Raw genomic sequence first — 1,872 nt, 5'->3', positions numbered from 1 at the left:
CTCTTGGTCGAAATCAGTCGTCTCAGGGGCCTCGTTGCCACGTCAACCCGGTAAATCGGCTTAACTTACCGGCGTTGATGCTTGCCGGAGAAGTACGGCCGGTCGGCCTTGATCCGGTCGGTGCGGATCAGTGTGCCGTCCAGCACCAGGTAGTGCAGCCCGTCTCGCTGGGCCTTGCGCAGCGCCTGCCCGAGCTTGGGCGAGCGAGACGACAGCAGCGCGATCGTCTCCTCCACATACCGCCACGCGGTCGCCGTTGAGACCCCGAACCCGACTCCGAGCTCGGTGAACGTCTCGCCCTTGCGCAGGTAGACCAGCACCAGCAGCGCCTGCTGCCCGGCGTTGAGCAGCCGCCAGGCAGACCCGATCGCCTTGCGGTGCCGGCGGATCACCCCAGCGACGTAGTTCAGCGTTGAACGCGACAAATCGACGGCAGCACGATAGAACAGCATTCGAAGCCCCTGGTTGTGACGGATCTGGTTGTGGTGATCAATCCGTCTACCAGGGGTTTCTTGCTTCGTCAGGCGAACGCCAAGCTCGCGATCATGCTGTGACCAGCACTCTGCCGCCAGGGGATGAAAAAGCCTCACTGTTCCATTGCTAGCCAACCACGTGCGACCATCACCCTGCGAAACGGGCAGACCCTTTTGGGTTTAGTTAAGATCTCGGAGATCTGCGAGTAGAAGTGAAAGTGATGCTCAAATTAAAGCCAAATGCCTGGACGCGCTGAAAAATCGAAGCCCATGGTGTAGGTAAGCGCATCGTCCCAACCGACACGCGATGTCGGAGAACATCGCTAGTGGGCGGCGGTGGAAATCGGGAGCCGTAGCCAGGCGCTCCTCCTAGGAGGTAAGAAAGCAGAAATTATCAAGGCTGACCCCATAAGGATTGGCTCCCTTGAGCTGTCCTTAGCGCTATTTCCTCAAACGAAGTCGCGGTTGTCGAAGCGGCTTCGTTCGGGAAGGAGGCGAAGATGCACGGAAAATGCCTGCTCATTGCCAGTCCACTAGCCGTCGCCCTCGTGTTTGGAACGGTCGACATCTCGCAAGCTTCGGCCGTTCCAACGTCTGTAAGCGTCGGCGACAGCTACACCATGGCGACCTTGAAGGTCACGCCGCCCGTGTGTAGCCGATCATTCAAGGGCAAGCTCAAGAAGCTGTGCTCGAATGGCTGGAGCGAGGGATACACGGCCGGGATAGCCGCATGCAAGAACAAGGAGGGCTTCAGGTCCCTCAGCCCCGCGCTGCAGGATGCCGCATACATACATGGCTTCAACGCCGGGTTCAGCGCGGGCAAGACTGCTTGCTAGCCGCTGCCGAATCGTAGTCACATAGGGGTTCGCGATCCCGTAAGGGTTCTCGGGCCGGAGCAGGGCGGGCCTGTCCAAGGTTCGGACAGGCCCACCTCCTGTTGGGCTACCGAGCCTTTTTCGTCCTGAAGCCGCAGCTCAGAGCGGGTGAACCAGTAGAGGCGAACACTCAAGCCGCCGCCGGGCAGGTGTCGGGCGGTCCCGCCCAGTCCAAGCAACTCCACATCACCCGCTTCCGGGCTGTCTGGCGAGAGGATGAAAAAGGCTCAGTGTTGCTCCTGTGGTGGCCGTGGATGGAAGTACGTAAGCCCTCGACGTGGGAGGGCCGCGTAATGGCCAAGCGGAGTTTCGGCAGTACGCGAGAACTGGCCTCGGGTCGCTTCCAAGCCCGATACCGGGGACCGGATGGACAGATGCGTCCGGCTCCGCAGACGTTCGCGAAGAAGCGGGAGGCGGAACGCTGACTCACCCTCAAAGAGGCCGAAGGAGGTTGTCCCGTAGCTCGTAGAACTTGAAGTGGCGGTCCCCGCCTCGGGGCCTACCTGGTGGTAGGTCTCGGGCAA

Annotated in this window: 1 protein-coding gene and 1 pseudogene; one reads left to right on the top strand and one right to left on the bottom strand. The window is 60.9% G+C overall.

Going from position 1 to position 1,872, the window contains the following annotated elements:
- Positions 1–74 precede the first annotated feature (74 nt).
- Positions 75–452 (bottom strand): annotated as a pseudogene (locus ACSDR0_RS50355) (helix-turn-helix domain-containing protein); the annotation flags it as partial.
- A gap of 521 nt (positions 453–973) precedes the next feature.
- Here ACSDR0_RS50355 and ACSDR0_RS50350 point away from each other — a divergent pair.
- Positions 974–1,309: a hypothetical protein gene (locus tag ACSDR0_RS50350; RefSeq protein ID WP_435296092.1), complete on the top strand. Its 336-nt coding sequence runs from the start codon at positions 974–976 to the stop codon at positions 1,307–1,309.
- Positions 1,310–1,872: the final 563 nt, after the last annotated feature.

Source organism: Streptosporangium sp. G11, from assembly GCF_051192615.1.
In the GTDB taxonomy this organism is placed as follows: domain Bacteria; phylum Actinomycetota; class Actinomycetes; order Streptosporangiales; family Streptosporangiaceae; genus Streptosporangium.
Note: the sequence above shows the minus strand (reverse complement) of the source record. Positions and strands in the feature narration are given on the sequence as shown.

Bases quoted from the DNA above. Each gene is read 5' to 3' on its own strand.
- ACSDR0_RS50350 (WP_435296092.1), top strand. From the start codon at position 974: ATGCACGGAAAATGCCTGCTCATTGCCAGTCCACTAGCCGTCGCCCTC.